The sequence below is a fragment of the Limosilactobacillus sp. WILCCON 0051 genome (assembly GCF_039955095.1).
Lineage (GTDB): Bacteria > Bacillota > Bacilli > Lactobacillales > Lactobacillaceae > Limosilactobacillus > Limosilactobacillus allomucosae.
Genome location: NZ_CP154878.1, coordinates 1 through 24,357, shown reverse-complemented (window position 1 = coordinate 24,357; position 24,357 = coordinate 1). Strand labels below are relative to the sequence as shown.

At 47.8% G+C, this 24,357-nt stretch carries 21 protein-coding genes and 2 tRNA genes; 2 read left to right on the top strand and 21 right to left on the bottom strand.

The window, feature by feature from the left end:
• Window positions 1-9: 9 nt before the first annotated feature.
• From rlmH to yycF, 7 genes are all read right to left on the bottom strand, one after another.
• On the bottom strand, window positions 10-489 hold the full coding sequence (gene rlmH, locus ABC765_RS00115) for a 23S rRNA (pseudouridine(1915)-N(3))-methyltransferase RlmH (protein ID WP_056968141.1): 480 nt from the start codon (window positions 487-489) through the stop codon (window positions 10-12).
• A gap of 394 nt (window positions 490-883) precedes the next feature.
• The gene (locus ABC765_RS00110) at window positions 884-2,131 is read right to left on the bottom strand and encodes a trypsin-like peptidase domain-containing protein (RefSeq protein ID WP_347980452.1); all 1,248 of its coding nucleotides are present in this window, start codon (window positions 2,129-2,131) and stop codon (window positions 884-886) included.
• 63 nt (window positions 2,132-2,194) lie between these two features.
• Window positions 2,195-3,004 (bottom strand): MBL fold metallo-hydrolase, encoded by an 810-nt coding sequence (locus ABC765_RS00105; RefSeq protein ID WP_347980451.1) that lies wholly within the window; start codon window positions 3,002-3,004, stop codon window positions 2,195-2,197.
• 21 nt (window positions 3,005-3,025) lie between these two features.
• Complete coding sequence (locus ABC765_RS00100) at window positions 3,026-3,853, bottom strand: two-component system regulatory protein YycI (RefSeq protein ID WP_347980450.1); 828 nt, start codon at window positions 3,851-3,853, stop codon at window positions 3,026-3,028.
• 11 nt (window positions 3,854-3,864) lie between these two features.
• Window positions 3,865-5,172, bottom strand: coding sequence for a two-component system activity regulator YycH (locus ABC765_RS00095; RefSeq protein ID WP_347980449.1), 1,308 nt, complete (start codon window positions 5,170-5,172; stop codon window positions 3,865-3,867).
• Window positions 5,172-7,025: a cell wall metabolism sensor histidine kinase WalK gene (gene walK, locus ABC765_RS00090; RefSeq protein ID WP_347980448.1), complete on the bottom strand. Its 1,854-nt coding sequence runs from the start codon at window positions 7,023-7,025 to the stop codon at window positions 5,172-5,174. The genes ABC765_RS00095 and walK overlap by 1 nt, the downstream gene beginning before the upstream one ends.
• 15 nt (window positions 7,026-7,040) lie before the next feature.
• Window positions 7,041-7,748 carry a response regulator YycF gene (yycF, locus tag ABC765_RS00085; RefSeq protein ID WP_347952519.1) on the bottom strand — a complete coding sequence of 236 codons (708 nt, stop codon included), beginning with the start codon at window positions 7,746-7,748 and terminating at the stop codon, window positions 7,041-7,043.
• A 212-nt stretch (window positions 7,749-7,960) separates the two neighbouring features.
• Here yycF and ABC765_RS00080 point away from each other — a divergent pair.
• Both ABC765_RS00080 and ABC765_RS00075 read left to right on the top strand, forming a co-directional pair.
• Window positions 7,961-8,033 (top strand) — tRNA-Lys (locus tag ABC765_RS00080).
• A gap of 169 nt (window positions 8,034-8,202) precedes the next feature.
• Window positions 8,203-8,275, top strand: a tRNA-Lys gene (locus ABC765_RS00075).
• A gap of 95 nt (window positions 8,276-8,370) precedes the next feature.
• On the opposite strand, the gene ABC765_RS00070 is transcribed toward ABC765_RS00075, so the two are convergent.
• The 14 genes from ABC765_RS00070 to dnaA all read right to left on the bottom strand — a co-directional run bounded on the left by ABC765_RS00070 (window position 8,371) and on the right by dnaA (window position 24,357).
• Window positions 8,371-8,682, bottom strand: a complete 312-nt coding sequence (locus tag ABC765_RS00070) for a hypothetical protein (RefSeq protein WP_347980447.1) — start codon at window positions 8,680-8,682, stop codon at window positions 8,371-8,373.
• Window positions 8,683-8,699: 17 nt separating this feature from the next.
• Complete coding sequence (locus ABC765_RS00065; RefSeq protein WP_347980446.1) at window positions 8,700-9,899, bottom strand: MFS transporter; 1,200 nt, start codon at window positions 9,897-9,899, stop codon at window positions 8,700-8,702.
• A 104-nt stretch (window positions 9,900-10,003) separates the two neighbouring features.
• Window positions 10,004-11,404, bottom strand: a complete 1,401-nt coding sequence (gene dnaB, locus ABC765_RS00060) for a replicative DNA helicase (protein ID WP_270359538.1) — start codon at window positions 11,402-11,404, stop codon at window positions 10,004-10,006.
• 18 nt (window positions 11,405-11,422) lie between these two features.
• Complete coding sequence (gene rplI / locus ABC765_RS00055; RefSeq protein ID WP_006500883.1) at window positions 11,423-11,875, bottom strand: 50S ribosomal protein L9; 453 nt, start codon at window positions 11,873-11,875, stop codon at window positions 11,423-11,425.
• Window positions 11,876-11,878: 3 nt separating this feature from the next.
• The gene (locus tag ABC765_RS00050; RefSeq protein ID WP_347980445.1) at window positions 11,879-13,909 is read right to left on the bottom strand and encodes a DHH family phosphoesterase; all 2,031 of its coding nucleotides are present in this window, start codon (window positions 13,907-13,909) and stop codon (window positions 11,879-11,881) included.
• A gap of 147 nt (window positions 13,910-14,056) precedes the next feature.
• The gene (gene rpsR, locus ABC765_RS00045) at window positions 14,057-14,293 is read right to left on the bottom strand and encodes a 30S ribosomal protein S18 (RefSeq protein WP_006500881.1); all 237 of its coding nucleotides are present in this window, start codon (window positions 14,291-14,293) and stop codon (window positions 14,057-14,059) included.
• A 37-nt stretch (window positions 14,294-14,330) separates the two neighbouring features.
• Window positions 14,331-15,074, bottom strand: a complete 744-nt coding sequence (gene ssb / locus ABC765_RS00040) for a single-stranded DNA-binding protein (protein ID WP_347952515.1) — start codon at window positions 15,072-15,074, stop codon at window positions 14,331-14,333.
• A gap of 50 nt (window positions 15,075-15,124) precedes the next feature.
• Window positions 15,125-15,421, bottom strand: a complete 297-nt coding sequence (gene rpsF, locus ABC765_RS00035) for a 30S ribosomal protein S6 (protein ID WP_048345664.1) — start codon at window positions 15,419-15,421, stop codon at window positions 15,125-15,127.
• Window positions 15,422-15,625: 204 nt separating this feature from the next.
• Entirely contained in the window at window positions 15,626-18,136 is a 2,511-nt protein-coding gene (gene gyrA / locus ABC765_RS00030; protein ID WP_347980444.1) for a DNA gyrase subunit A, read from the bottom strand.
• A 22-nt stretch (window positions 18,137-18,158) separates the two neighbouring features.
• The gene (gene gyrB / locus ABC765_RS00025) at window positions 18,159-20,111 is read right to left on the bottom strand and encodes a DNA topoisomerase (ATP-hydrolyzing) subunit B (protein WP_347980443.1); all 1,953 of its coding nucleotides are present in this window, start codon (window positions 20,109-20,111) and stop codon (window positions 18,159-18,161) included.
• The gene (gene recF, locus ABC765_RS00020; RefSeq protein WP_347980442.1) at window positions 20,108-21,232 is read right to left on the bottom strand and encodes a DNA replication/repair protein RecF; all 1,125 of its coding nucleotides are present in this window, start codon (window positions 21,230-21,232) and stop codon (window positions 20,108-20,110) included. The genes gyrB and recF overlap by 4 nt, the downstream gene beginning before the upstream one ends.
• Window positions 21,233-21,235: 3 nt before the next feature.
• On the bottom strand, window positions 21,236-21,460 hold the full coding sequence (gene yaaA, locus ABC765_RS00015; protein ID WP_006500875.1) for a S4 domain-containing protein YaaA: 225 nt from the start codon (window positions 21,458-21,460) through the stop codon (window positions 21,236-21,238).
• A gap of 281 nt (window positions 21,461-21,741) precedes the next feature.
• Window positions 21,742-22,881: a DNA polymerase III subunit beta gene (gene dnaN, locus ABC765_RS00010; protein ID WP_347980441.1), complete on the bottom strand. Its 1,140-nt coding sequence runs from the start codon at window positions 22,879-22,881 to the stop codon at window positions 21,742-21,744.
• A gap of 165 nt (window positions 22,882-23,046) precedes the next feature.
• Window positions 23,047-24,357, bottom strand: coding sequence for a chromosomal replication initiator protein DnaA (gene dnaA, locus ABC765_RS00005; protein ID WP_270648516.1), 1,311 nt, complete (start codon window positions 24,355-24,357; stop codon window positions 23,047-23,049).

Below are 24,357 nucleotides of genomic sequence, written 5' to 3'. Positions count from 1 at the left end.
AGCGCACCTTTATTTATGATATGGGAGACCATTGATAATCGTAAAGGCACGGTAGATCTGTTCAGTCAAAACCAGCCGCATCAATTGGTGAGGCAGCGTAAAGCGTCCAAACGAGATCTGCTCATTGGCCCGTTTTAAGACAGCCGGACTCAGCCCCAAAGATCCGCCAATCACAAACGTAATGTCGCTGTGACCATAAGTTGCCAGCTGATTAAGCGTCTGGGCAAATTCTTCCGAGCTGCGTTCCTTGCCGTTGATCGCCAGGGCAAAAACGTACTCACGATCCTTAATCTTGCTTAGGATGCGTTCGCCTTCTTTGGCCATAACCTCATCCATCTCGGCTTGGCTCAGCGATTCGGGTGCTTTTTCATCTGGGACCTCCACGATCTCAAACTTGCAGTATCTTCCCAAGCGCTTGGCATATTCAGCAATTCCAGCCTTAAAGTATTTTTCCTTTAATTTGCCAACCCCAATTATCTTAATGTTCATTTAAAACTCCTTTTAATCAATTGTTCGGTAATTATACCAATTCTTCTCCCAACTAACCACGACTAGTTATCCACAATTCAAAACCAAAACAGCCGTTTGTATCCAACTGTCAAATCCGTTGATATAACAGCATTTATCAATCATCAATAAATATGATAAAGGGTTTTCCACAATTGTGCAATCTTTACTTGTGGATAACTAAAAGCACTGATATTAATGAATTTGATTCTTATTTTCCCAATCGTCATCTTTTACACGAAGCGTGGCGGTAGAATCGATCAATTTAAAGTTATCCACTGTTTTTAGAACATTTATCCACAGAAATTGTGGATAATTCGTCAAATAAAAAACGTGATCTTAATAATCAATTAATCATTAAGAACACGTTTTAAAGCTACTGGTTGTTTGATGAGCTGCTGCTGTCGGCGCTGGCAGACTGAGTCAGCTTAACCGATACCGTCTGCTGCTTGCCTTGCCGATACAGCGTCAGCTTAATCGTGTCGCCAACCTTGTATTTGTAGAGCTGGGTCTTCAAATCACCGCCATCATTGACTTTTTTATTGTTGATCTTGGTAATTACGTCATACTTTTGAATTCCCGCTTGATCAGCTGCCGAGCCGCTTTGAGTCTTCATAACCACGACCCCTTTGGTAATGCTCTTTGGCAATTTCAGGATGTCTTGCTGATCTTGACCGTCCACATTGCTCAGATCGATCATCTCAATGCCAAGCGATGGCCGCGTAATCTTGCCATTGGCTACCAATTGATTGATGACCCGCACGACTTCATTGCTTGGGATCGAGAAGCCCATCCCTTCAACGCTGGTTCCTTGACTGTCACTGGCCAGCTTCATTGAGTTGATACCGATAACCTGCCCTGCCATATTGACCAGCGGACCGCCTGAGTTGCCGGCATTGATCGCCGCGTCGGTTTGGATGACCGTGGTATTGGTGCCCGAGTTGCTTGAGCTGGCGCTGATCGTTCGTTTTGGCGCTGAAATGATCCCTTTCGTAACCGTGTTGGCATATTCGCTGCCCATTGGCGAACCGATTGCCAAGACGTCTTGACCAGCCTTGATCGAGTTGGAATTGCCGAACTTGGCAACCGTCGTTACGTTAGCAGCACTGATCTTTAAAACGGCCAGGTCAGTCGTTGAGTCCGTACCAACCAGTTCAGCCTGGACCTTCTTGCCGTTGCTCATGATTACCTGCAGCGCGCTGGCCCCAGAAACCACGTGATTGTTGGTAACGATATAGGCAGCGTTGCCTGACTTCTTATAGATTACCCCTGAACCTTCACTGGCCGTCTGCAGCGAACCGGAACTGGAGCTGGATGAATCTGAATCCGCACCAAACATTGACAGAATATCATTGTCGTCAGAAGAGCTGGCCTGCTTGTTGATGACGCTGACCACGGCCCCCTTGACCGCATTATAGGCCTCAGTTGACTGATTGCTCTTGGTATCTTCATTTTTATTGATCTTGGTGCCCCCAGACTTGTTTGATCCAGATGGCACTTTGGTAGCTGCGTTTTGCTGATGAGTGACGATCGCATTGCCCACGCCATACGAAACACCGCCACCTACCAGGCCCGCTAAAAGTCCTACCCCTGCAACTTTGACGATTAACCGCTTGCCTGCCATAATCTAATACTTCCTTTGTTTTTTTTCAGTATAACAAAAAAGTATGAATATTAGTTGAAATATTTACAAAGCCAGCAGCTTGCTTGGCTGATCGGGCTCGGCATCCTTTAAGTCAAAATCCTGGTCCACGCCTAGATCATGCTGCTCTAAAATCGTGGCAACCGTTAGATGAGCCAGCGAGCGAATATTGTTGTGCTGACTGCGGTGACCTAAAAAGACCTGTTTCGTGTTGGTGCCGATTACGTCCAAAAGCGCCTGGGCACTCTCCTCATTGGAAAGGTGGCCCTCATCGCTTAGGATCCGCTGCTTGAGCGGCCAGGAGTACGGTCCCATTCTAAGCATTTCAGTATCATGGTTGCACTCCATCAAATAGGCATCTGCATTTTCAATCGTTTTAGCCACGCGCTGTGAGACATAGCCCGTATCCGTCAAAATACAGAAGGTCTGATTATCATGGTGCATCTGGTAAAACTGAGGACAGGCAGCATCATGTGAAACAGCAAAGCTTTCGACTTCCAGATCACCAAAGTCTTTCACCTTGCCGGGCTCAATAATGTTTTTTTGAGCCAGCGGGATCTGGCCCACTTTTTTAGCCATTGCCTGCCAGGTTTTAGCATTGGCATAAACGTCCATACCATAGCGCCGGGCCAAAACACCGACGCCTTGAACGTGATCGCTGTGCTCATGGGTTACGAACAGCGCCTCAACGTCTTTAAGGGAGCGGCCAATCGCCTGCATACGCTCTTCCAAACGTTTGCCGCTCAGCCCTGCATCAATCAGAATTCGATGATGCGCGGTTTCTAAATAGGTGGCATTGCCTGAGCTGCCACTGGCTAAAATACTGTAGTAAAGCTTGTCATCCGAATTTGTCACTGCTGTTTTTCCTTCTTTTGGTTATTGGTTCAGCTGCGTCGTATCGATTTCTTGTGGCGTATCGCGCATCAGCGTACTGTTGAATGCATTGACCCTGAGATGCTGTACGTCATCAGAGTTCTTGGTCTTGATCTCAACGTACCAGGTTGGCACATAGACTGCTTGATCTTTAGTCAGCAAAGTTTTGGTATAGCCAAGTTTTGCGCAGCGAATCTTTGAGTTGTTGGGAATATAGTTATGCTTATACAGCCAGGTCACGGCTGCTTGCTGACTGATCGTGACTGAGCGCGGCCTTAAGACTTGAATGTTGTTCAGATAAGTCTGCGTGTAGGCATAGACTTTATGATTCTTGCCGACCTTAAAGCGCAGCTGGCCTTCACTGCCAAGCACCGGGCGACCTTCCATCATCTGGGTATAGACGATCGTGCTGGAACTGGACAGGGCCTTGTTGTAGACATAATGCGACCCGTATAAGACGTGACGCGAATTTTTGATGTAGTCGTTTAGCCGCCGTTCTGGATTCAGCACGCTGACTTTAAATGGCACGTCCAATTCACTGATTAAGGTTCCATTGCTCAAGCGCACCGTCTGATCGTTAAGCTTGGCCGCAGCATTGGTCAGCTGACTGTTGGCCCGGTTGGCGGAAATGTAATATCCCATTGGCTGCTTGGTGGAAAGTTCAGAAAAGCTGATCTCGTCATTATGCATTTCCTTTAAGATCAGCTGCTGTTGACTCTGCTGCTTGACCATCGCCGTAAAGTGAGTGCCGATTAAAAAATAGCTGGCTAAGACGATATCAAAGATCGCAAAGGCAATCACGAAGATCCATTGAATTCGTTTAAAATTCATGCCGCGTCCTCCTATTTATCGTCAATCAGCGTCTGGTAGTCAACCCACTTGCCATGATAGTAGACATAGTAGGTTGGCTCCAGTTTAACGACTTTACTGTCTGTGTTTTGATCATCCCAGCGATAGCCGATTCTCAAGCCAGTAACATCCTTATCCTTGCCAGCCTGCCGCAGCTCATTATAGACGACTGAAGAAGGCGGCAGTTTGACTCGCGACTCCTTGATCGGCAATGGCACGCCAAGTCCAAACAATGACAACTGACCGCGCTCGACGCCATCCGCATTGGCCTGCAGCTTAACTGCGCCATAGCCATGCTCATTAAAGATCGGAAAGCCTTCGACATAGCTGCGGAAAACGATGGTCTGCTTTTTTTCATTGACCGAGTCAAAACGCATCCAATCAAGCGTCGTTCCCGTAGCCGTCAAGCGTTTATACAGATGACGATACAGGCTGGTTCCCTGATAGGTGCTGTCCTTGCCTAAATAGTTGTTGAAACTGACCGTATGCGTATCGCGATGATAGTCAAGCCGCTTGCTGGCCCCATCCATATAGGTCGTATCATTACCTTTTTTCTTAACGGTGAACGCCGAGGAATTGGTTGACCGCAGCAGATTCTGCGTCAGATTGTCAATATCCTGCGTTGACAGCTGGTAGGCAAAAATTGGCAGCTTAATGGCATGTGGGTAGGTCACGGTTGGCTGATTATCAACGATTTTGTGATCAACGTCGATCCGCTGACCCGAATTTTGGACCAGCTTTTTGATCTTAGACCGGTTGGCGTTTTGAGTAATATTCAATCGATAGACCGTAAAATCATCATCATCAAGCAGATAGACCACATCGCGACCCTTCAGCGGAATCACGATATGGTTGATATGCGACATTTTTTGGGTATCAATCGATTTGGAAAACGTCTGATTAAAGATCCCCGTTGCCATGGCATCTGGATAAGACAGCATGATTGAATCATCATTGCGCAGATAGTTCAGATAAGCTGACGAATCATTGCGGGCAACGCGGCGGAAACCGGCCAGCTGCCATTTTTGCATCTCCTTGCGCAGCGTCAGCACCAGATTCTTTTTTTGTCCATACAAAAGCTTTTGCGACTCATCGGAATTGGTTAGGATCACCTGCGTTGGCAGATAGATATCGCCGACTGACTGCAGGGCCGTCTGCTGCGATGCGCCTTTTTCCGAGTCATTATTGGCAATCCATTCATAGCCAAGCGAGTTCGTCCACAGCAAAGCCGAAAAGATCATACTGAGAATGACGACCACGGCTAATAGAATGCTCAGCCAGTTTTCTTTGATTTTGGCCATTAATCCCAGTCATCTCCTTCATCATCATAAGGTACGTAAGGCAGTGAGATATAAAACGTTGAGCCCTTGCCTTCCACACTGTCGACCCAAATCTGACCGCCCAGCATGTTGACGACTTCCTTTGAGATCGCCAGGCCAAGTCCGCTCCCGCCCTGCTTGCGGCTGCGGGCCTTGTCAACCCGGAAGAAGCGATCGAAAATATGGCTCAGATCCTTTCTTGGAATCCCCAGGCCTTGATCGCTGATGCTTAAGATCACATGATTATGCGTTTCCAGCAGGCGCGCCGTAATCACGCCACCATCCGGCGAATATTTAACGGCATTGTTCATAATATTGTCCACGACCTGCGTAAACTTATCCGGATCGATCTCAACCCAAAGATCCTTGCGCGTAAAGTGCCGCTCAATGGTATAACGCTTCTTTTTGGGATCCTCTTCTTTTTTGATGATCATATCAAAGCGATCCAGAATATAGCTGAACAGCTCGTTGATGTTTACGTATTCCAGGTTCAGCTTGGCCGTTCCCGAATCCATGCGCGACAGGCTCAACAGGTCATTGATCATCCGAATCATGCGCTCGGTCTCATCCTGCACGACCTTCAAAAACTGGGGCGCAATCTCGGGATCTTTCCAGGCGCCATCACTTAACGCCTCAACATAGCTCTTAACGCTGGTCAGTGGCGTCCGCAGCTCGTGTGAGACGTTGGAGACAAACTCCTTGCGCTCACGTTCTTCCTTTTGCTGGCTGGTAACGTCATGCAAGACGCATACCAAACCAGAGACAAAGCCTGATTCGCGCTGAATTGGCGAAAAATAGGCACTCAAGATCATGTCATTGCCATCAACGTTTAAATCAAACAACGTCTGCTGCTGCGAATTGTCGATCAGCTGACGCACCGTATAGTCGCGCCGCACGTCTAAGACATCCAGAATCGACTTGCCCAAGACGTCATCTTCTGAGTCAATATCCAGCATCTGCAGGGCCATGTTGTTGATGATCGTAACGTTGCCGCGCCGATTGGTTGCCAGCACCCCATCACTCATATGCGACAAGACGCTGTCCAAACGCCGCCGCTCAGAATCAGTTGACTCTTGAGCCTCTTCTACGCGGACAGACAGATTGTTGACCGCCCCCGCCAACTGACCAAGCTCATCATTTCCCATGACCTTAACTTGACCGGAATAGTCGCCCCGTGCGATTCTTAATGCTTGTTTGCGCATCTCTTCAATCGGCCGCGTAATCTCGCGCGAAATCAAGACCGCCAGCCCCAGTCCAAGCACCACGGTAACCAGAGCCGCGGAAAGATAGATCAATGAAATACTATTGACGCTGTCATAGACGCTCTCCAGATTGGCCCGCAGATAAACGGCGCCTACGACATTATTGGTCGCCGCTCCAACTAAAGGAATAACGTTGACATAGTAGCGGTTGTGACTGGAGTTGTCGTATATGTTTTCAGTATGGGAACGATTGTTGAGCAGCGTATTCTTGACGGCTTCATCGGTCGTTCGCTGCCCAACGACGTCTTGATTGCCGGCATTGCTGGTACCGCGCACGATTCCCTTGGCATCAACTACGCGAATCTCGGAGATGTTGTTGTTCTTGACTTCAGAGAGAATCTGCTTGATCTGCCGGTTAGCAGCCTTTTCATTGGTGCGGCTCAGCTGTTTGGCCAATGAACTGTCAACATAGGTCGGCAGCTCGATCTGCTGTTTAAAGGTATTGAGGTTTTCCTGCTCTAACTGACGCACAAAAACCGCCCCGACGACTTCCAAGGTCAGCATCAGCATTAAAGCAAACACCAGGGCGATTTTAAAATGAATGGTTTGATAAAATTTGATTTTGCTGTTCAAAACTAACGAACCTTTTTAGTTTTGGCTTGGGTTGGCCAAATAGTAGCCGACCCCACGACGAGTAATCAGCCATTGCGGATGACTTGGATTATCCTCGATTTTTTCGCGCAGCCGCCGAACCGTCACGTCAACCGTCCGCACGTCACCAAAATAATCATAGCCCCAAACCGTCTGCAACAAATGCTCACGATTGATAACCTGACCGATATGCTGTGCCAAATAATACAGCAGCTCAAACTCCCGGTGCGTCAGATTGATATTTTCGCCGCGCTTGGTAACCGTGTATGCATCAGGATGAATCGTCAAATCGCCAACCTGAATATCGGCATTCTGGTCTTCGGCTGCTGGCGCTGCTGCTGCTTCTTGACGGCGCAGGTTGGCCTTAACTCGTGCTACCAGCTCACGGTTGGAAAATGGCTTGGTAACATAGTCGTCGGCCCCCAGCTCCAATCCTAAGACCTTATCCAATTCGGAATCCTTAGCCGTTACCATGATAATCGGCGTTGTATGCTTGGCCCGGACCCGCTTGGCAACTTCCAAGCCGTCGATCTTAGGCAGCATCAAGTCCAAAACGATCAGATCCGGCTGCTCGCTTTCAACCTTTTCCAGGGCCTCTTCGCCGTCATAGGCAACCACGACTTCATAGCCTTCTTTTTCCAAGTTAAATTTAATGATATCCGAAATCGGTTTTTCGTCATCAACTACCAATATCTTTTTAGCCATTAATTATTCCCCCATGGAGTTGTTAATAAGATCAAAATTCATTTAAATCGAGTCGCAGAGGTTGTTTTTTACCATAAATTGCGGTTCTATTATAGCATAGTCGCATCAGGGCTTTTAAATCTGATTATTTTTTTGCTAAAACCGTTGACAAATTACCTCAATGCATTTAATATATATAACTGTTGTTGATGTTCAACAGCAATTAAAAATTTGGGCAGTTAGCTCAGCTGGCAGAGCAACGGACTCTTAATCCGTGGGTCCAGGGTTCGATCCCCTGACTGCCCATCAGAGGTTTACAAAGCGATTGGTCATTTGATCAATCGCTTTTGTTTTACCATAAAACAGTATTTTAGGCAGTTTGACGGTTGATTGCAAATTTTTTCAACTTTTTATTGGGAAAAGTATTGCATTAGCCTAATACATCTGGTAATATAATATCTGTTGTTAAGGACATGGGCAGTTAGCTCAGCTGGCAGAGCAACGGACTCTTAATCCGTGGGTCCAGGGTTCGATCCCCTGACTGCCCATCATGTCGCCATCGGCTGTTAGTCGGTGGCTTTTTTATTACCCAAATCCACCCATCAAAAAAAGATCGCGTCACCTAAAACGCGATCTTTTTTATTTAATCTGCTAAATCTGCCGTGGTCGGAACAATCTTGGCATGTTTAAGCCGACTGATTTTATTTTCCTGACCGGCATTGACCTCAAACTCATCCACAAAGCCGCAGTTGGCACAGGCCACTACGATCTGATAGCGCTGTGAATGATCCGAATTGGTCGCTTCCCAGTTGCGCTCGGCAATCACCAGCGGCTTTTGATGACACTTGCTGCAGGCAATCTTTAAACTACGATCTTCGCGAAAGGGATCGCCAACCTTGCCGACCATTCCCCAGCGATCCTCGCCATAAACCTGATCAAAGTTATTGTAAAACATAATCTCACCTTGAATTATCAGAACTGTTCGGTAGCATGCTGGCGAGCCATTACCACCGCAATGACTACGGCCTCAACTACCAAAATCGAAACCGCACAGATAACAAATAATGGCCGATATGAAAATCTTTCAATAATCAAACCGCCAAACAACGGTCCAATTGCCTTGCCAGTGGAAGCAAAGGCGTTCAGCATTCCTTGATACTTTCCCTTATCGTCAACCGGCGACAAAAGATTGATGATTGCGGGAATCGTTGGAAAGGCGGTTGCCTCGCCCAAAGTCAGGATAACCATTGCCAAAACAAACATCCCATAACTTTTGGCAAACAGGAGCAGAACAAACGACAGGCCGCACGTCAGAATGCCAAAATAGACAAAATAATAGTCGTTGGTAATTTTTTTGGTCAGCCAGCTGATGACGGCCTGGAACAAAACGATCAAAATTCCATTGATCGTCCACAGCATACTATACAGCGTCATTGAAATTCCCATATCCGTCATGTAAACCGACATGTTGCTTGACCATTGTCCATACATGATCCAGATAATGGCAAATGAGATGAAAAGCGTCCAGATGATCTGCGCGTTGGCAGCCGGCAGCTTGCCTTGGTGCGGGCCGAAATCGACGTCGACCGTGTGATGCTGCCGCGGCTTGACCGGCGTGATCTGGAAAAACATAACTACGACCAGCAGGAAAAAGGCATACATGACCACCGTAATGGCAAATAAAGGTGACACGCTGTTATGTGCCAATTGATAAAGCGGTCCGACAATCGTAGTTCCTAAAACCATGCCCAGGTTGTTGGCAAAATACAGCATGTTAAAGACGAAGCGACCGTCATGACTGCGGACACGGGTACCAAACGAGTTGACCATCGTAATGATCCAGCCATTAAAAAAGCCGATAATCGTCAGCATTACCGGATAGATCGGCCAGCCGTTGCTAAAGATCAAGACTGCCATCGAAATCATCGCCAAAATCAGGCCGCCAATCATTAAATGACGCGGATTTTTTCGGTCAAACAGCAATCCTGCGATATAGCTGCCCACAACATTGGCGCCAGAATAAAAAAGCAATACGACCCCTGAAACGGTCAGCGACTGGTGCAGCTGATCGTGAATATAGATCGTTGTCAACGGCCAGACAAAACTGTTGCCGATACTCCCCAAAAACGATCCCAAAAGCAGCCACTGCAGTTTAAAGCCTGTTTTTTTCATTTATCTGCTCCTTTCCTTCTCAATAATCCTCTCTTAATTTTAGTGCGAATTTGCTGCAAGACAACAAACAAGCAGCTGCTGATCACTCAACTGCTGCTTGTCGTTTAAGCCGGTTCGGTATGTTGATAGTCAACCGCCGCGAACTTGTTATAGGCTTTGTTAAAGAGCAGCTTGACGGTTCCCCGTGGGCCGCTCCGGTTTTTTTCAATAATGATCTCGACTTCGCTAAGACTTTGATCGGGATCATTAAAGGTTTTCTCTTCTTTTTCGTCATCATCATCGGCGCCTTCTCGCTCATAGTAGTCGGCCCGATACAAAAAGCTGACGATATCGGCATCCTGTTCGATCGATCCTGACTCACGAATATCGGAAAGCACCGGCCGCTTGTCCTGACGCTGCTCAACGCCACGCGAGAGCTGCGAAAGGGCAATTACCGGCACGCTGAGCTCTTTGGCAAGTTTCTTTAGCTGCCGCGAAATCTCAGAGACTTCCTGCTGCCGGTTTTCCGGGTTGCTTCCTTCAATCAGCTGCAGATAGTCGATCACAATCAGCCCCAGATTGCCGTTTTCCTTAGCCAGCCGCCGACACTTGGCGCGAATTTCTGGAACCTTGATGCCCGGCGTATCGTCAATGTAGATATTAGCCTGTGCCAAGACGCTTGAGGCAACCATAAAGTTGTTCCATTCATCCTGATTCAGCTGACCGGTTCTTAAGTGATTGGCATTGATGTTTCCTTGCGCACAAAGCATCCGGTTGACCAGTGATTCAGCACCCATTTCCAGACTGAAGATTGCCACTGTCGCATCAGAGCTGGTTGCTACGTTTTGCGCGATGTTAAGCGCAAAAGCAGTCTTCCCCATGGCTGGACGAGCAGCAATAATTACCAGCTCATCATCATGCAGCCCCGTTGTCATTTCATCCAATTGCGGATAACCGGTCGGCAGGCCCGTCACGTCGCTTTCGTTCTTGGAAAGCTCATAGACATGATTGATCGAATCGTTTAAGACCGTATCAATGCGCTGAAAGCCAGCCCGATTGCTTGATTCAGAAACGCGCAGAATCGAGGTTTCGGCTTCATCCAGCAGCTCATTGACGTTTTCCTGACCATCATAGCTTTTTTGAACGATTTCCGTTGCCACATCAATCAGACGTCTGGCCGTTGCCTTATCGTGAACGATTTTGGCATAGTAACCGACATTGGCCGCGGTTGGCACCGAGCCAGCCAGCTCCGCCAAATACTCAGTGCCGCCAATGTTATCCAATTGATGTTCGCTTTCCAGCTCAGACTGCATCGTCAAGACATCAATCGGCTTTTCTTGGTCGTTAAGCTTAACCATCGCCGCAAAAACGATCTGATGCGCGCGCTGATAAAAGTCATTGGAAGAAACAAACTCCATTGCCTCTTCAATCGCGCCCTTTGACAAAAAGGCCGCACCCAAAACGGCTTTTTCCGCGGCCAGATCGCGCGGTGCGGTACGCGTTGAACTTAAACTGGCATTGTCCATTTATTGACGGCCTTTCATTTATTTAGCAGCCACATGCACGTCAATGGTTGCTTCAACGTCATGATGCAGTTTGATCGGCACGTGGACAAAACCAGTTGCCTTGATTGGTGCCGGCAATTCGATCTTGCGCTTGTCGATCTTTAAGTTGAATTGATCCTCCAAAGCCTTGGCAATCTGCTTAGAAGAAACAGAGCCAAAGATGCGGCCATCAGTACCGGCTTTGGCACTCAGCTCAACCACCGTGTCTTCGCTTTCCAGTACTTCTTTTAACCGCTTGGCTTCAGCAAGTTCTTCAGCCTCGTGCTTTTGAGCGGCCCGCTGCTGCCCCTTTAATTCGCTCATAGCAGCTTTGGTAGCTTCCTTGGCCAGGCCGCGCTTGATCAGGTAGTTTTGAGCGTAGCCATCTGGAACTTCTTTTAACTCACCGCGTTTGCCACGGCCACGTACGTCTTTAATAAAGATAACCTTCATAGTTTAGTACTCCTTTTCTGTTTCATCTTCTGACCGATCACCAGTCGTCAGCAGCCTGATCAGCTCAGCTTTTACCTCACTGACGGTTTTACCGGCAATCTGTGTTGCAGCATTAGCCAGGTGACCGCCGCCACCCATCTTTTCCATAATGATCTGAACGTTGATGTTGCCCATCGAGCGAGCCGAGATCCCGACCTTATCGTTAGCACGCTTAGCAACTACGAATGAGGCATCGACCCCATCCATCTGCAATAAGGTGTCGGCAGCTTGAGCAACAATGACCGGATCATAGGTACGATCATCCTCACCGGCACATAACGCCATTTTATCATTATTCAAAAACTCAACGGTAGCGATCAAGTGATTTCTTTCCATAAAGCTATGGACGTTTTCTTTCATGAAATATTGAATCATCAGACCATCCGCCCCCGCTGAGCGCAGATAGCTGGCAGCCTCGAACGTCCTGGTCCCAGCCTGCTGCGTAAACGACTTGGTGTCAACCTGAATTCCCGTCAGCATTGCCGTGGCTTCCAGCTTGTTTAGCGACTCGCTTTCCCGCGGCTGATACTCAAACATTTCCGTAATCAGTTCACAAGTCGAGCTGGCATAAGGCTCAATGTAGACTAAAAGCGGATTTTCAGGAAATTCCTCGCCGCGGCGGTGGTGATCGATAATGATCGTGCGGTCCGCCAAGCGTTCATAAAGCTGTGGCGAAATTGACATGCTTGGTTTGGAATGATCAACCATTACCAGAAGACTGCTGTCGGTTGCCTTATTGATTGCTTCATCTGGAGTAATGATCCGATCGCGAATGCTTTGATAGTCATTGATTTCCATCATTAAACGAGCAATATCGCTATGAACCTTCTCCTTGTCCAAAACGATCCAACACTCATGACCATTCATTTCAGCAATTCTCCTGATCCCCAGACAGGCCCCCAAAGAATCCATATCTGGGTTGGAATGCCCCATTACAAAGACTTGATCGGCCTGGGTCATCAATTCCTGCAGTGCCTGACTGATCATTCGAGCTCTGACGCGAGTGCGCTTTTCCATTGGATTGGTACGGCCACCATAGAAGCGGGCTCGGTGATCTTCTTCTCTGACCACGACCTGATCGCCACCACGACCCAGTGCCAGGTCAAGGTTGCGCTGCGCCATGTCGGCCAGTTTGATCAAATCGCTTTGACCATACGCGATCCCTACACTGAGCGTTACTGGCGAATTCTGCTTGGAGGTGTTTTCGCGAATAACATCTAAAATCTTAAACTTCTGCTTTTCCAGTTCAACCAGCGATTGATAATGACCGATTACAAAATAGTTGTCTTCATTGATCACGCGCAGCAGCAGATGATTGTCCTTTGCCCAGTGACTCAATTCCGAAGTAACGTAATTATGCAGGTTGGAGACGGCCGAATCATTCATTCCCTGAGTCAGCTCAATGTAGTTGTCCAAATAGATATTTCCCAGGAAAATCTGCTCATGCTGATAACGCTCGCTGATCTGTTCATATTTGGTAACATCCAGCAGGTAACAGACATGATAACGGTCCTGCACTAAAAACTCAAATCGATGATCGCGCCACGAAACGACTGCCGGTCCTTTATCATGACGATGCTCATCAATCAATTTAGCCAGTTCATCATCAGCCTGCGCCAATGGCTTGCCGACAACGTGCTCAAACTGAAAATAGCGCGCCATATATGGATTGATCCAGCTGACGATGCCACGATGGTTCAGCATCACCATTCCAATCGGCATCTCCAAAAGCGCCTCTTGCTGGCCTCTTTGAACCTGATATGTCAGATTGTTGATATATTCTTCAGTATCAACTACCAGACGACGCAGCTGATGGGCACTGATCCAGATACCCACAAAGGCAATTGCCAATAATACCGTCCCTAGAATCCAACTGGTTTTAAAGGCCAGCATTAAACAGACAATCGTCATCAAAGCCAGATAGCAGAAATTCCAGCGAACTGCGTGATTCTCAATCAAAAAATTCCAATTGTTATGTCGAAAGAAATTACCCATATTTTTCTCCTATAACGACAATCTAGATATTCCTATCTTATCACAATCGGTTCGGCAACTCACCGTTCACGTTTTTCACCACTGTTTGAATAAAAGCAAAAAAAAACATGATGACACCGGCCATCATGTTTTAAATTATCAGCTGAATTAGTCTTCAGCAACGAATGGCAGCAGACCCATGATCCGTGCACGCTTGATAGCGACCGTCAGACGACGTTGGTTCTTGGCGCTGGTACCCGTTACTCGACGTGGCAAAATCTTGCCCCGTTCAGAGATGAAACGCTTCAGCAAATCAGTGTCTTTGTAGTCAATGTATTCAATGTGGTTAGCGGCGATAAAGTCGACCTTGCGACGACGACGACCGCCACGACGTTGTTGAGCCATGAAATTACCCTCCTTAAATCATGTATTTGGTTTTAAATTAAAATGGCAAATCATCTTCAGCCGCGCTGTCAGCAGACTTGTTGTCGTTTGACTTTGGTGCTGCGCTGGCATTGTTTGAATCAGCGGCAGGCTGGCCATTGGTTGGCAGAACGCTGTCGTTTAGATCAAACGTAGCGGCATCATTATTTGATGACGCAGCCGGCTGAGAATCTTCATTGCCGAATGGAAAATCATTGTGGACTGGTGCTTCTTGACCAGGCATTGGTGCATTTTCAAAGGGATTGTTGAATCCGCCTTGATTGCCAAATGATGAATTCCCCATTGGTTGAGAAGCACGACCGTTGTCAAAGCCTTGCTGATAGCCACCGCCATTATACTGTGACTGATTGTTGTTCCAGTTGCCTTGACCATTGCCAAAGTTTGACTGAGAACGACCGCCACTGTATGGCTGACCGCCGTTGCGACGTGGTTCCAGCAATGCAAAGTTATCAACCTGTACTTCCGTTACGTAGACGCGCTGGCCTTGATTGTTTTCGTAGCTGCGCGTCCGTAAAGAACCGTCAATTCCTACCAAGGCACCTTTGTGGGTGAAGTTGGCAAAATTTTCGGCTGGCTTTCGCCAGATAACACAGTTGATAAAGTCGGCATCACGCTCACCTTGAGCATTCCGAAACTGACGATCAACGGCCAGCGTGAAGGAGGCCACTGATGTGCCGCCTTGAGTGTAGCGCAATTCAGCATCTCTTGTCAGACGACCGGTTAATACGACGCGATTAAGCATGGACCTCGTACTCCTCTCTAAAACTTATTCAATTTGGATTGCAACGCGACTTAGGCTTCGCGCTTAACAATCATGTGACGCAGAATGTCGTCGCTGAACTTAGCCAGACGGTCAAATTCGTTCAGAGCTTCGTCACTGTCAGCAGTCAGGTTGACTACGTGGTAAGTACCTTCAGTGTACTTAGCGATTGGGTAGGCAAACCGACGCGTTGACCAATCCTTTGAATCGATGATGTTGGCACCATTGTCCGCCAGAATCTTGTCGAAGCGAGCTACCAGTTCGCTCTTAGCAGATTCTTCGATGTCTGGACGAATGATGTAAGTAATTTCATATTTGCGTGTTTCCATGAATGTTACACCTCCTTATGGACTCTGGCTCTTATTTTTAAGATTAATAAGAGCAAGGAGAGCAGACGTCTTTACGTATACTCACAGACAAAGATATTAGCATAAATAAAAATCAATTACAAGCGATTCAATCATCTAATCAAAAAAGCTGAATTGCGGCCCTCTGATTAAACTATATGCCGTAATTCAGCTTTTGCATTTTATTTAGTTGTTTTCTGTTTCAGATACTGCCGAATCTTCTTCAGCAGGTAAAGCATCATTATCTTGCTCCGTCTGATCTTCCTTGGCCACCTTAGCCATCGTAGCTACCTTGGAGTCATCATCCATTCGAATCAGGTGAACTCCCACGGCGGCACGACCAGTCTGTGAAACGGTCTCGATGCCAAAACGAATGATCACGCCCTTATCGGTTACCAGCATGATGTCCTCATCGCCCTTGACCGTCGTCAGACCAGCCAATGGACCATTCTTTGCCGTTACGTTGACGGTCTTGATCCCTTTACCGCCACGACCCTTAATTGGGTATTCAGCAGCTGGTGTCTGCTTACCAAAGCCATTCTCGCTGATTACGAAAACATTGCTGTCCGAATCAAGCGGTGCGGCGCCAATGACACAGTCGCCTTCCCGCAGCTTGGCTCCCCGTACACCGGCAGCCGAGCGACCCATGGAACGAACGTCTTCAGCATTGAAGCTGACTGCATAGCCAAGCCGCGTCCCCAAGATCATGTTCTGCTGGCCATCAATAATGTTGACGTGAATCAGCTCATCGCCATCATGCAGCTGGATTGCCTTCAGACCATTGCTGCGAATATTACGGAAGTCATCGACTGGCGTCTTCTTGACCGTCCCCTGCTTAGTAACAAAGAACAGGAACTTATCGGTATCATCAGCAGCGTTCGAAACGTTGATCACCGCGGTAATCTTTTCATGATTGTCGATGCCAAGCAGGTTGATGATTGGAATTCCCTGAGCTGAACGGCCATACTCTGGAACCTCATAGCCCTTCATGGAGAAGACCTTGCCTGAATTGGTAAAGAACAGCAGAATATCATGCGTGGAACTGGAGATCAGATGCTCGATAAAGTCGTCCTTGTGCACGCCCATTCCTTTAACGCCGCGACCGCCACGATTTTGCGACTTGAATTCGTCAACCGGCAGCCGCTTGATGTAGCCGTTATGAGTCAGCGTGACGACAATATCTTCTTCTTCGATCAGATCCTCGTCTTCAATATCGGTAATATCGCCGACCTGCAGCTCAGTCCGGCGCGGATCGCCAAATTTGCGCTGAATCTCTAACAGTTCATCGTAAATGATCTGATTGATGCGTTCTTCATGCGCCAAGATGTCTTGGTAGTCGGCAATTGCCTCGGTAAGCTTTTGATGCTCGTTTTCGATCTTTTCGCGTTCAAGTCCGGTCAGCCGCACCAGCCGCATGTCAAGGATTGCTTGAGCCTGACGATCATCCAGCGTATAGCGGTCGATCAGTTGTTCCTTGGCAATCTCGCTGGTCTGTGCCTCGCGAATGATTTTAATGATCTCATCAATATGATCAAGAGCAATTAAAAGTCCCTGCACGATATGGTCGCGACTCTGGGCCTTTTTCAGATCGAATTCCGTCCGCCGCCGAACCACGTTGATCTGATGCTCAAGGTAGTACTGCAGGATCTGCTTGAGACTTAAGACTTTCGGTGCTCCATTGACGATGGCCAGCATATTGAAATTGAAAGTCGTCTGCATCAGCGTCATCTTGTACAGATTGTTTAAGATGACCTCAGCACTGGCATCACGCCGAACGTCAATCACGATCCGCATCCCTTCACGGTCAGTCTCGTCATTGATATCGGTAATCCCCTCGATTTCTTTTTCACGAGCCAATTCGGCAATCCGCTCAATCAAGCGTGCCTTGTTGACCATGTAAGGAATCTCATGAACGACGATGCGCTGACGGCCATTCTTGGCTTCCTCAATGTCAACCTTGGCGCGGACAATAATCGTTCCGCGTCCCGTCTCATAGGCCTTGCGAATTCCAGACTTGCCCATGACTACGCCGCCGGTTGGAAAATCAGGTCCTGGCAGTACCTTCATTAATTCTTCAGTCGTAGCATCCGGATTCTGCATCAGCAGATGAATGGCGTCAATCACTTCGCCCAGGTTATGCGTAGGAATGTTGGTTGCCATCCCCACGGCAATCCCAGAGGCCCCATTGACCAACAGATTAGGGAAGCGAGCCGGCAAAACGGTTGGCTCCTTTTCACTGCCATCATAGTTGTCTTGAAAGTCAACCGTATTCTTATTGATGTCACGCAGCATCTCAACGGCAATCTTGCTCATTCTGGCTTCGGTATAACGCATGGCGGCAGCCCCGTCGCCGTCAACCGAGCCAAAGTTACCGTGGCCATCTACCAGCATGTAGCGATAGCTGAAGTCCTGCGCCATCCGCACTAAACCTTCATAGATCGAGGAATCGCCATGGGGGTGAAACTTACCCATAACGTCACCAACGATACGTGCGGATTTTTTATATGGCTTGTCCGGCGTCACGCCCAGTTCATTCATCCCATAAAGGATTCGCCGCTGAACTGGTTTTAGCCCATCCCTAACGTCTGGAAGGGCCCGGGCAACGATGACGCTCATTGCATAATCCAAAAATGAATTTTTCATCAATCCAGTCAGATTGACATCGGTAATGCGCCCTGGCATATCTTGATCTGCCACGTTTTTTCCTCCTTAGCTGATTTTACAGATCCAAGTTCTCGACAAACTTGGCATTTTCTTCAATAAATTCGCGCCGCGGACCGACTTTAGTTCCCATCAGCATTGGGAAGATCTTTTCCGCTTCAGCAGCGTCATCCAGGTCGACTCGCAACAGATGGCGTTTTTCTGGATCCATCGTCGTTTCCCATAGCTGCTCGGCGTCCATTTCACCCAGCCCCTTGTAGCGTTGAATAACCGGCTTGGGACTTGGCTGCAGCGTGTTCAAGACATTTTGCAGTTCTTCGTCTGATTCGACGTACTTGACGAATTTCCCTTGTCGAACTTGATATAGTGGCGGCTGTGCAATATAGACATAGCCATTGGTGATCATCGGCTTCATGTAGCGATAGAAAAGCGTCAGCAGCAGCGTCCGAATGTGCGCACCGTCCACATCGGCATCGGTCATGATGATCAGTTTGTGGTAGTTGGCCTTGGTAATGTCAAAATCACCGCCAAAACCTGTCCCCAAGGCAGTAAACAGCGAACGAATCTCATCATTGGCCAGAATGCGGTCCATCCCAGCTTTTTCAACGTTGAGGATCTTACCACGAATTGGCAGAATCGCCTGCGTCAAGCGGGAACGGCCCTGCTTGGCACTACCACCGGCCGAGTCACCCTCGACGATGAACAATTCTGAAATCTCTGGATCCTTGCTGGTGTTGTCGGCTAATTTCCCGGGCAATCTTGAAATTTCCAAGCCGCTCTTCTTACGCGTAACTTCACGAGCCCGTTTGGCGGCTACCCGCGCTTTGGAAGCCAGCATCCCCTTTTCAACGATCTTGTGCGCCGTATCCGGATTTTCCATCAAAAAGCGCGTAAACATCTCGCTGAAGATATGATCGGTTGCCGTCCGCGCATCCGAATTGCCCAGCTTGGTCTTGGTCTGTCCCTCAAACTGTGGATCAGGGTGCTTGATTGAGACGACTGCCGTCAATCCTTCACGCACGTCATCACCAGAAAGCGTCGTATTGCCCTTCAGCTGACCGCTCTTTCGGCCATAGTCATTGATAACGCGCGTCAAAGCAGTTTTAAAGCCGGTTTCGTGCGTTCCGCCTTCATAAGTGTGAATGTTGTTGGTAAAAGTCATCAGCGTGCTGCGGTATCCCGTCGTATACTGCAGGGAAACCTCAACCGTGATGCCTTTGTCCTCGCCTTCCACATAGATTGGCGGATCAAACAGGACTTCTTGACCTTCATTTAAGAATTCAACGTAGTGCCGAATCCCGCCTTCATAATGAAACTCTTGCCGGGTTGGCTTTTCTTCTCGCTTGTCCTCAATCGTGATCTTTAGGCCCTTGTTCAAAAAAGACAGTTCGCGAATTCGATCCGTCAGCGTCTTGATGTTGTAGATCGTCGTTTCACGGAAGATTTCTGGATCTGGCTTAAAGTGAACCCGTGTGCCGTGTTTTAATTCCGAGATGCCTTCTTTAACGACTTTCATCGGCGTCTTAACGTGGCCATGGTCAAAGTCCATATAGTATTCCTTGCCCTGCCGCGTTACGTAGACATCCAGCTCGGTTGACAGCGCGTTGACGACTGAGGCCCCAACACCGTGCAGACCACCAGAAACCTTGTAGCCGCCGCTGCCGAACTTACCACCGGCATGCAGAACGGTAAAGACCGTTTCCAGTGCCGGCTTGCCGGTTTCTTTTTGAATGTCGACCGGGATTCCCCGCCCGTTGTCGGTTACCGTAATGCTGTTGTCTGGTTCGACAACGACATTGATCTCATCACAAAAACCGGCCAAGGCTTCGTCAATACCATTGTCGACGATTTCCCAGACCAGGTGATGCAGCCCTTGAGCACTGGTGGAGCCAATGTACATCCCAGGGCGCTTCCGGACTGCTTCCAGCCCTTTTAAGACTTGAATTTGGCTGGCATCATACTCACTGGCCAGTTCCGCTTTCTTTTCTGCTTCAAGTTCTTTATCGCTCACTTTTTATCCTCCTTGTCAATCGTTCCATGGGCAATCTGAAAAATCGTTGGGCGATTGATCAATTGTCGTGCTACGCCGCTTAAGCTGGTCGTTGTCAAAAACGTCTGAACCTTATCCTGAATGGCAGTCAGCAGATGGGTCTGGCGATCATCATCAAGTTCGGACAAGACGTCATCCAGCAGCAATAATGGGTACTCGCCGGTCTGTTCATTCATCAGATCGATTTCTGCCAGCTTGACCGATAATGCCGTTGTCCGCTGCTGTCCTTGCGAGCCAAAGCGATGCACGTCTTGATCGTTAACCAAAAAACGAATATCGTCGCGCTGTGGTCCATAAAGCGTCGTTCCCAGCTTGATCTCTTGCGACTGATGCTCGTGATACAGCGTCTGCAGCTGCTCGGCGATTTCTTTTTCAGCCGTTTTCTCATCAATCATAACCTGGGAAATATATTTCAGCTTTAAGACTTCCTTTTGTTGGGAAATATGCTCATGCAGCTGAGCCGACCATGTCTCCAGCCGTTTGAGCAGCTTAAAGCGCATCGCCATTACCGCCGCACCGCTTTCTGCCAGCTGATCGGACAAGACCTCCAACAATACCTGATCAACCTGGCTGCCATACTTCAACTGTTTCAAATATTCATTGCGCTGCTTTAAGAGACCTCTAAACTGACTGATGGCATACAGATAGCGGCTGCTCATCTGGCTGAACTCCGTATCCATAAACTGACGCCGTTCCTGAGGTGCTCCTTTAACCAGTGCCAGGTCTTCTGGAGCAAATAAGACTACGTTTAGATTGCCGATATAAGTCGACAGCCGCGATTGGAAAAGATGATTGACCTTGACTCGTTTGCCACGCGTACCCAGCAGCACTTCCAACGGTACCCGTCCCGTCTGCTTGATAACCGTGCCCTTAACCATGGCTTCCTTAGCCTGCCAGTTGATCAGCTCACGATCATTGGCAGTTCGGTGGCTGCGCGTCATTGCCAAGACATAGATGGCCTCCAGCAGATTAGTCTTGCCTTGGGCGTTTTCCCCAATAAAAACATTGATGCCTGGGGAAAACTCAACTTGACGGTCCTCATAATTTCTAAAATTCCGCAGCTCGATTTCCGAAAGATACATTGATTATTCAGCTACGATCTCAACGTTTTCAATACCGCTGATCTCGATTTGATCGCCAACCCGCAGCTTGCGACCCCGACGAGCCTCTGATTCGCCGTTGACTTTGACTTCATGTTCACGCAAAAACCACTTGGCAGCTCCTCCAGTGGGAATAATGCCTTCTTCTTTCAGCAGCTGACCAAGCGTAATGAATTCACTGCTGATTGCGACTTTTTTTGAATTTTGCATACTTTTCACCTACTTTATGCTTGCTGTTCTATTATAGCTTTTATAAGACGTAAAAACAAATTAAAGGGCATTTTTAGGCCGTATCAGCAAATCTTATCCCAATTAATCATTTTTATCCAAAACAGGTTATCTTCGCTCAGAAGGCAAATTTTAGTGATTTAAGCGCTATCTTAAACTAGCGAATGATTTATTCACCAAATTTCGCTAATTTAATAACTTTTCCACAACAAAAAAGCATCCACTGTGGATAAGTGGATGCTTTTTCAACAGTTTTATTTTAATCAGTAAGTCCGAACCGGCGTAATCAGCTGAACAAAATTGGCTTTTTCTTCGGTTGGTACCAAGGTAAATGGCCGCAGCGCCGTCGTAAATGAAATCAGAATCTTGGTTTGACCAAATGACTTTAAGGCATCCCGCATATAGTCAGGGTTGAACGAGATTTCCAATGGATTGCCTACGACCTGGTCAGCATTGATTTCTTCTTCAACGTTACCAACATCAGCTGACGTGCCTGAAACCGTCGCAATCTTGTTTTCTGGGTTGACGCTCAGCTTAACGACATTATTGCGGCTTTCATGAGACAGCAGCGAGGCCCGTTCGATCGAAGCCAACAGATCGCTGGCCGTGATTTCCAAACGCGTATCGGATGATTCTGGAATCAAGCGGCTGGTTTCCGGATAGTTGCCTTCCAGCAAGCGCGAGTAGAAATGCGTATTGCCAAAAATAAACAGGGCTTGATTTTCTGTGATCTGCATCTTAACGCCATCTTTTTCATCGGCAATCATTTTAGCCAGTTCCGTCATTGAGGCCCCAGGCAAAACGATATCAAAATCACGATCAGCCGTTTCTGGCAACTCAACCTTGCGTTGTGCCAAACGGTGACTGTCGGTAGCCACTGCCGTCAAGATCCCATTATTTAAGGTTACGTGAATCCCAGTCAAAATTGGCCGGCTCTCTTGTTTGGAAACGGCAATCCGTGTCTGATCAATAACTTCGCGCAGCATGTCAGAAGCCAGTTCAACCGTATTTTCACTTTCCACTTCTGGCAGGTGTGGATAATTGTTGGCATCCTGACCGTTGATCGTAAATTCAGCCGTTCCCGAAGTAATCCGCACCTGCAGACCATTAAAGACTTCAATCGTAGCCTGCTTGTCTGGCAGTTTTTTAATCACTTCATTAAAGAAGCGGGCTGGCAAAACAATTGCGCCCGGTTCTTCAATTGACAGACCATAGCTGCTTTCACTGGCATCCAGAGTTGATTCAATCGTAATGTCAGCATCACTGCCAGTCAGGATGACGCTATGATCAGTTACGACCATTTTCAGACCAGTCAGAATTGGAATCGTGGTTTTGGATGAGATTGCTCTTAAGACGTTATTAAGCTGATTAATAAATGCTGGACGATTAATGGTGAATTTCATAAATGAATCTCTCCTTGTTGCTTTATATATATATTATATAAGTTTAGTAGTAGTAATAGGACCTGTGGATAATGTGGAAAACTGGCCTGAATTCAGTAGCGGTAAGTTTTCATAACTGTGGAAAAGCTGTGGATATCTTGTGAATAACTTTTTAGTTTTCCACAATCAAGGCTGCAGCTCCATTCTAAGGTTGCGGATGTCGTCTTGTAAATTATCATCCTCGGCCAGCTGTTTTTCAATCTTATCGATGGCATGGAGAACCGTGGTATGATCCTTGCCGCCAAATTCCTTGCCAATCTTAGGCAGTGAGCTTTCAGTCAGTTCTCGGGCAAGATACATGGCAATCTGGCGCGGAAAGACGATCTGCTTGACGCGTTTTTTCCCCACGATATCAGACTGACGGATATTATAATAAGCCGCAACCTTTTTTTGAATCAAGTCGATCGAGATTATCGCCTCATCGGCAGCTTCCATGCCCTTGAGCGTTTCATTGGCCAGTTCAATCGTGATGGGCGCGTGGTGAAGCTGGGCGGCTACGCGAACTCTCAGCAGCGCGCTTTCCAACTCGCGGACGTTGGTGTCGACCTTGCTGGCAATAAAGCTTAAAACGTCATTGGGAACGTTGATCTGTTCTTCTTCGGCCTTGCTGCGTAAAATGGCGGTCCGTGTCTCTAGATCTGGCGAGGTAATCTCGACTGGAACTCCCCAGACGAAGCGTGAGACCAGGCGATCAGTCAAATCGGGGATCTGCTTGGGATTTCGGTCGGCAGTCAAGACGATCTGCTTGTTGTTGTCATGCAGTGAATTAAAGGTATTGAAAAATTCCAGCTGGGTACCTTCCTTATTGGAAAAGAACTGGACGTCATCGACCAACAAAGCGTCCAGATCACGATACTCGCGCCGAAACTGCTCTTGGTTGTTGTTTTTGATCGAATTGATGTAGTCATTGGTGAAGGTTTCGCTGGTAACGTATTTGATCTTGGCGTTGGGGTTATGTCGCAGCATGTTGTTGGCAATGGCCTGCATCAAATGCGTCTTGCCAAGGCCGACGCCGCCATAGATCAAGAGTGGATTATAAAGTCCGCCCGGCTGTTCAGAGGCAGCATAGGCGGAAGCATAGGCCATCTGATTGCTGCGACCTTCAACGAAAGCCTCAAATGTATATTCTGGATTTAAGGGTGTCTGTTTGGTCATGATCCCACCGGCTGGCGAAGATGGAGTCATGAGCTCTCTCTCAAGCGTGTAGCGTGGCTCAATGTGAACCAGGGTTTCGTTGAACAGCAGGTCCTTGAGCTTAGCAGTCATCTCGTTTTGCCAAAAGTCTCGGTGAGATTTGGTTGGCAGCTCAATGGTCAGCTGATTGTTTTCGAGAGAAATTGCTTTGGCTGGTGCAATCAGGTTGTTATAGGTTACGCTGCCAGTGGTCTTGCGAAACTCTTTTTGAACCGATTCCCAGAGCGAGTTTAGCTCAATCAA